This is a genomic window from Sporosarcina sp. (genome assembly GCF_029257255.1).
Classification (GTDB): domain Bacteria; phylum Bacillota; class Bacilli; order Bacillales_A; family Planococcaceae; genus Sporosarcina.
Genome location: NZ_JARICI010000059.1, coordinates 23,936 through 30,364 on the forward strand (window position 1 = coordinate 23,936; position 6,429 = coordinate 30,364).

Sequence of the window (6,429 nt, forward strand, 5' to 3'; positions counted from 1 at the left end):
AGGAGTGTATTAAAATTCGTCTAATATTTTTCATCTTAAATTTATTAATATTATTATTTTCATTATTAGTTAGTATTTATGAAGGTTCAGAAATACTAAATACGCCCTGGGAATGGGAACATACAGCTATTTTTTCTAATTTAACAAATGAACAACTCAAAACAACCAAAGATATATTATTAATAGACTACTTTATTTTTGCTGCTAAGTTTTCACCTATATATCCAATTGTTTCACTTATCGCGACCTACTCAATTACTTTTCAAATAATATTTTGGATAAAAAATAAACTAACAAGAATAATTTCTTTTTGGCTAATTACTTTTATTTCTATTATATTAATGATTACCTTAAAAAACTCCCCAACCCAAGGGTTACATTTAATATCAATATTATTTGGACTATCAACTTTTATATCAATTAGTATTGCTCTATTTTTAATAAAGAATAATATGGAAAAAAACACGTCTATTGATTAATAATATACAGGAATACCCTTTACTTCAAAAATTTTAATCTAGAAGAGTAAGTATGCCACTCCACCATTCTGCTCTAACTTCTGTGACATGAACTTACAAGTGAAGCTACGTAAAGAAATCAATTTGCACAGCTTCACTTAATCGAAAAATCATTTCAGTAGCCCAAACACACATAACATAATGAAAAATTGGAAGAACACTGCTCCCCTACAGAACCTATCCTAATAAACTAGCCTTCTCTTAATAATATCAAGAACACGTAACTAGAAATATGTATGGCAGACTGGAGTGTTAAGTTATCCTGAGCTATCGAGCGACGAGAAAGTAGGGCTGTACTTGTCAGGTAGTACTTTTAAGAGACTTAGTTTTTGGATTAGTTCATGATAGCCTGCGATTGGCTTAAGCGTATTTACGTGTTGCTCAATGATTTGGTGTACATACGTTGTATAGGTATTCTTTTGCGCTCTTAAAAGATCGATGGTATAGGTAATAAACAACTGTACGGTTGTCCAACCGGTTTTACTAGCACGTCCTTTTCCAGTGACAGTTTTGATTAGTTTTGTAGAACTATTCAGCAACACATTCAATGTACTTTGAGGGATGCCGATTGCTTCGCACATCTCTTTTTGAGTAAGCCAAACAAACGGCTCTGTCGTCTGTTTCTGAGCCGTAATGTATTCAATGATGTCATCCTCCCATTCGTCGTAATGGCTACGCTGACGATCTTCCCTTGCCTTCTTGAACTTATACCAGCATCTATGTCCGAGTGATACCTTGTAAGACGCACCATTTTTTACGTGGAGGGCTAATAATGCCTCTACATATTCCTTGCTCGGTCCATGGTATTTCCCTGAATATGCCGACTGAAGGATCGTATGTAAATCAGATGCATTCAGAGGGGCTTCCAGGCGTACGTTAAACTCGTCTAAAAAGTTCTCCGTTCGCTCTATATCCCATCCTTCGCTATAACCGATTAAAGCTAGGGTGAACAACGTATTATTGCGTCCTAATTTTCCTTTGTCCCCGTTAATATTCACAGTATGGACAAGCGCATCGAACCACTCACTTTCTAAGACACTGCTTGCCAGTCGTTTCGTTGCCAGGACAAACAAGGGGCGATCTTTATTATCATCCTGACGCATCGACCAATCAATGAGGGATCCAACAGCATACACATTATCAAGCCCCGCATAAACGATATTTGTCGCATTTGGTAGACGGAAGAACCCAAAGTCATTGCAAAAAACATCTGCCTCTACTGCTTGCAGACTTTGCTTTAAATTATCACTAATACGCTTGGCCACTTTCAAGCCACGAAAATCATTTTTAGGCGAAATAAAGAACGGCTGCTGTAAAGCAAAATACAGCTGATAGCCTCGTGTTGATTCAACAATGAGTGTCGGCAATCCGATAGAGTCATCCATGCACGTTAAGAGCAGTTCATTTACGGTGTACTTCTTCGTGTCAATATCCACGACAAAGGTGTTAATTTGCTGTAAGTTCCGTTCTTCAAAGCCATGGATATACCGGCGTTTTTCATCTATGTAGCCAAATTTGCGGTAAACATTTGGTGTGAAGTGCGTCAATGCTTGAGCATCTTCCAGCAAGGTTTCTTTTGACGTGACGATATAGCCACGCACTCCGTTTGCAGTGAAGTGAGACTTGTCACGTACGACAAAGACAGCGCCTTTTTTATGTACGCGATCTTGCTTTTCTGCCGTAACACGAGTCGGTAAGCTCGCCTTCGACTGTTTTGTTTTAAAAGTCGTGATCCCCTCATGAAGCAACACATTATATATTTGAGCCAGCTCTTCCTCTGACTTTTTCTCTGAAAATGCACAAATAGCCATGGACTTATACTCCCCCTCTGTCGGTGAGCGTCCATAGCTATCTCGTTAAAAGGCGCACTTAAAAAAGCACTTACGCAAAATTTCAATGCAAGTGTATTGAAATAAAGGTCTACCATTGCTATAATCAACATAATCTAAAATTAGCTAATGGCGTGTTACCAGCACACCATTACGTGATTATAGCAATGTTTTAACGACGATAAGTCAGTTACCAGCTAACTTATGGACGCTCTTTTATTCAATTTGGATAAGACGTCTTGGACGCTCACTTATTTAGTTGTTAAAAGCTTCGAGTCATTCCTTGTCCGCCAAAAGACATTTAGGAATGGCTTTTTTATTTTGTCTACTGCTTGATTACTACTAACTTAAACACATACAAATAGACTTGTAAACTCATAAATAATCCATATTAGACAGCAGCTTTGTCGAATTTTGTTGATTTCCACTTTTGCGAGAAGGTTGGATTCAGGTAGAAATTGCAAACTTCCACTTTTCCACCTTTGCTAAGTAGAAGTGACTTTTGAGTTGGTAAAATAAATGCAAAAAAAGCCCTAATGCATACTCGCACTAGGGTTCTAATGACGTTCAAGGAAGTATGCATACATTTCAAAGGTAGAAATTTCTACTTTTGTTAAGTAGATATGTTTTCTGTCGAAGTGGAAAAGTGGAAATTTCTACTTATGCGAGGATGTTGGCGTTATATTACATTTTTGTTACAGGCCAAAATGAGTTAAAGAATCGTCTTTGTTTGAGGTTAGAAAGGTTTTATGCATTTAAAAAAGAACGTCCCACGTATGGATCTTTCTACTATCTTGAATAAATTTTTATTTAATCCAATCTCTAATTTTTTTCATTGCAGTATAGGTTTTTGCCCATCCGCTATTATCTTCTATATACTGGAGACCATCTATAGTAACCTTAGGGGTACAATCAGGGAAATGCGGATTCACAACGTTAAGTGCCTTACAGCAAAAAAAACGATTTCCTTACGAACGATAGGAAATCGTTTGTAAGGAAATCAGACTTATTCCGCAATCGCGCCCGATAGCTTAAGTTACTCGTTAGTTCTTCTCGATTTTTATTGTTATATTTTCTTCACTAACTGTTATATTTTCTTTTTCAGAAACTTTTTTTATAGAATCTTCAATTAAAAGTTGAATCATCGAATCATCAACTTTTACATCCTTTGGGAAACTTACTGAAACTGTTAATTCATCAGTATCACCACTTACCATTACTGTTTCTATTGAATCACTATCAAGTTTCGTTTGTTCTGTAATAGATACAATTATTTCATTTTGTAATTCTGATAAAAAATTTGATTCTGGTGATAAATTCGAATCATTTTCGCTTTTTTTCAAATCATCTAACACTATAACCTCCTGCTCTCCATTACACCCAACTAACAAAATTAAACTAAATATAATTCCTGAAATTATAGTTTTTTTCAACATCTCTACTTCTCCTTTCAAAAATAAATTGCACAACAATTCTTATACATTTGACGTTATATATTGGTGAAAGTTACAGAATAAGTAATAATCGTATTTCACTAAAGTAGAAAAACAAGTATAACACTTATATTTACCCATTCTCGGTAATTCTTCGGGTCTCGGGTCTCGGCTTTCAACTTTTCCTTATACACTGGCTGATACAGTCTCTTGTATCTTAAACACTCCAGGAGGTCCTTTCCCTGATAATGAGTGAACAGCTTGATAAATTAAATCGAAATAATACGTATTCCTGCTTTTATCCATTTCATACTTTATTTGTTATGATATACTAAAAACTATAGAAAATTAAAAGTTTTCTAAAATAATATGATAAGGAGCGATATTCATGAGTAAATTTTTCACTAAGTTATCTTCATTAGCATTAGCTTTAGTTGTTGTAGGTATCGGATTAAGCGTTAATGTCAATGCTGCTGAGTTAGAATTGCAAGTACTAGATTCAAATGAATTTAAAAACTCAGTATCCCATGAAACACAAGAAAATATAGGGGTAAATGATGTAGAACCAGGTATAGGAAATAAAGACTTAATTATACCTTATGGCACATCAAAACCAACATCTATTTGGAATCTTTCTACGAAAGGTAGATATCCTTTCCGCGGAAGCTCAAACAGTTCTACCTTATACACAGATTACTTATTGACAGGAAAAAGTTCAGCTAAAATTATTGTAAATAATACTGACCATCAATATTCATTGAAATTTAAAGTTAAACGAAAAGACCTTCTTCTTGATAGCACAATAGGAGGACCATACGAAATACCGTTAGGTAAATCTATTTCAGTTACCTTGTCTCTTAATAAATCTTCTAATTATTACATTGAATTTACTGGACCAAATAATTTCAATGGATATATCGAATGATTTCCCACAAAAAAACATACTGAAATTAGTATAGATGTCTAATATATCCTTAAAATAAATCAGGTATAGAAAAACGAATCGTTTTTCTATACCTGATTTTAATCTACATCCAAAATGGATTCTTTTTACTTGCCATACGAGAAATCAATCTTTTCAAGTTGTATGTTGAATGCAAGTTAGGTTGATATAATATCCAACTCACACCTTTATGATCTTATGAACCATGCTAATCAAATCTTTTACAATCTGGCCCATTCGTTTGTTGAATTGTATCATCTTTCAATGCCCCATAAATGCTTGTCGTTGTAAATCAGCATTTTCCTGACGCTTCCCCTTATTGCAGATCTGACTTCCGATAAAAGATTAGTCATCTATTTCAATTCTTAAGGAGTTCTCAAAGTTGGTATCGATATAGTTGCGGATAAATCGGTCTTTCTCTATATGATTTACTTCTGATTTACGGAACCATCTTTTTATAAGCCGTTTTTCATCTGGCTCTAGTTGCCACAATGCTTCGGCTTCTTCTCTGAGTTTGATTTTAACCCTATGGACAGTCAGAAATTCCGTGGTGTACTGGCTTCTATTTATGTCCTTCAGTACACGATTCTCTTCGGTCACCGTCGCCAGCTGCTGTTGAAATCCGGCCATCATTTCTTTCATCGATATCACAGCATTATTAACGTCTTGAACGTTACGGATAATGTCGCCCTGTTGATCTAAGTAGCGTTGTATCTCTTCCGAACCCTTTGTTTTATCGGGTTTAACCACCGATACGGAAACGGACGGTGATTCATTCCCCGTATCACTAGAAGACCCGTGACCAGCGACAACAACGGTAGCAGCCGCGACCCGATTCATCTTGGCAACCTCAATCAAATGTTTCATCTGAGATAGTGCATGTAGGTCCTCACTTGTGAAATCTCTGTTCTTTCCATCGTTACGCTGAAAGACGAATCCACGCTTTTCTAATTCAAGACAGTACTTGCGTATCGTAACGGTCTCTAACCCCAATCTACTGGCTATATCACTAGTTTTCATGCTTGCTTCGATCACGTTGTCCATAACATCACCCCAATGACTTATTCAATGTTAAACAGTGAAAAACCTTCATAGATGGACTTTATTTACATTCAAAAGAGTCGCTACTTGGATTGTTGAATTCCGCTTTAAGGATTCCACTTACTCCTTTTAAGACATAATTCTCTTTAGTCACCATAGCTACTGTTTAAATTCTTCTTTCATTTCTTTCATCGATACTACTACATTATTGGCGTTTTTAACGTTACGCATAAGGTCGTCCTCTTGATTTAGGTAACGCTGCACCTAGTCCAACCTCCTTGTATCATCGGTTTTAACCAACGATGCGGAAGCTGACGTTGGTTCCATTCCCCGTGTCACTAGGCAACCCGTGGCTCGTCTTTACGTCTAGGCTAACAAGGATTTTCAATCAGGGGCGAGTAACATACAGAAAAGCAACAATAGTAGATGACAATTTCAGATTAAAGGGGTGTAATTGGAAATTTCCACATGATTTTGATACACTTAGACTAACAAAAATGATTGTGACAATTCAATACAACAGGAAAATAGGATGATTATTGACTACAGCCATGCGATTGTTCCACTCTTGCCATGTTTTTGGCCCACTTCTGACATTGAATTGTTCCACCCTTGCCATAGGGGAATCCACGCAAATTATTCCTAAAACAGCCATCGAACCAAAT

General features: G+C 36.1%; 6 protein-coding genes. 2 read left to right on the top strand and 4 right to left on the bottom strand.

The window, feature by feature from the left end; translation table 11 throughout:
• Window positions 1-32 precede the first annotated feature (32 nt).
• On the top strand, window positions 33-479 hold the full coding sequence (locus Q1J64_RS16720) for a DUF4306 domain-containing protein (protein WP_367183502.1): 447 nt from the start codon (window positions 33-35) through the stop codon (window positions 477-479).
• A gap of 296 nt (window positions 480-775) precedes the next feature.
• On the opposite strand, the gene Q1J64_RS12440 is transcribed toward Q1J64_RS16720, so the two are convergent.
• The 3 genes from Q1J64_RS12440 to Q1J64_RS12445 form a co-directional block, all read right to left on the bottom strand.
• A complete protein-coding gene (locus Q1J64_RS12440; protein ID WP_301109402.1) occupies window positions 776-2,329 on the bottom strand; it encodes a primase C-terminal domain-containing protein in 1,554 nt (517 codons plus the stop codon).
• A gap of 824 nt (window positions 2,330-3,153) precedes the next feature.
• A complete protein-coding gene (locus Q1J64_RS16725; protein ID WP_367183501.1) occupies window positions 3,154-3,279 on the bottom strand; it encodes a YjcQ family protein in 126 nt (41 codons plus the stop codon).
• A gap of 111 nt (window positions 3,280-3,390) precedes the next feature.
• On the bottom strand, window positions 3,391-3,783 hold the full coding sequence (locus Q1J64_RS12445) for a topoisomerase (RefSeq protein WP_301109403.1): 393 nt from the start codon (window positions 3,781-3,783) through the stop codon (window positions 3,391-3,393).
• A 385-nt stretch (window positions 3,784-4,168) separates the two neighbouring features.
• Here Q1J64_RS12445 and Q1J64_RS12450 point away from each other — a divergent pair, with 385 nt between their 5' ends.
• Window positions 4,169-4,705: a hypothetical protein gene (locus tag Q1J64_RS12450; protein ID WP_301109404.1), complete on the top strand. Its 537-nt coding sequence runs from the start codon at window positions 4,169-4,171 to the stop codon at window positions 4,703-4,705.
• A gap of 363 nt (window positions 4,706-5,068) precedes the next feature.
• On the opposite strand, the gene Q1J64_RS12455 is transcribed toward Q1J64_RS12450, so the two are convergent.
• Window positions 5,069-5,767 (bottom strand): MerR family transcriptional regulator, encoded by a 699-nt coding sequence (locus Q1J64_RS12455; protein ID WP_301109405.1) that lies wholly within the window; start codon window positions 5,765-5,767, stop codon window positions 5,069-5,071.
• Between the last annotated feature and the right edge of the window lie 662 nt (window positions 5,768-6,429).

Bases quoted from the DNA above. Each gene is read 5' to 3' on its own strand.
- Q1J64_RS12445 (WP_301109403.1), bottom strand. From the start codon at position 3,783: ATGTTGAAAAAAACTATAATTTCAGGAATTATATTTAGTTTAATTTTG.
- Q1J64_RS12455 (WP_301109405.1), bottom strand. From the start codon at position 5,767: ATGGACAACGTGATCGAAGCAAGCATGAAAACTAGTGATATAGCCAGT.
- Q1J64_RS12440 (WP_301109402.1), bottom strand. From the start codon at position 2,329: ATGGCTATTTGTGCATTTTCAGAGAAAAAGTCAGAGGAAGAGCTGGCT.
- Q1J64_RS12450 (WP_301109404.1), top strand. From the start codon at position 4,169: ATGAGTAAATTTTTCACTAAGTTATCTTCATTAGCATTAGCTTTAGTT.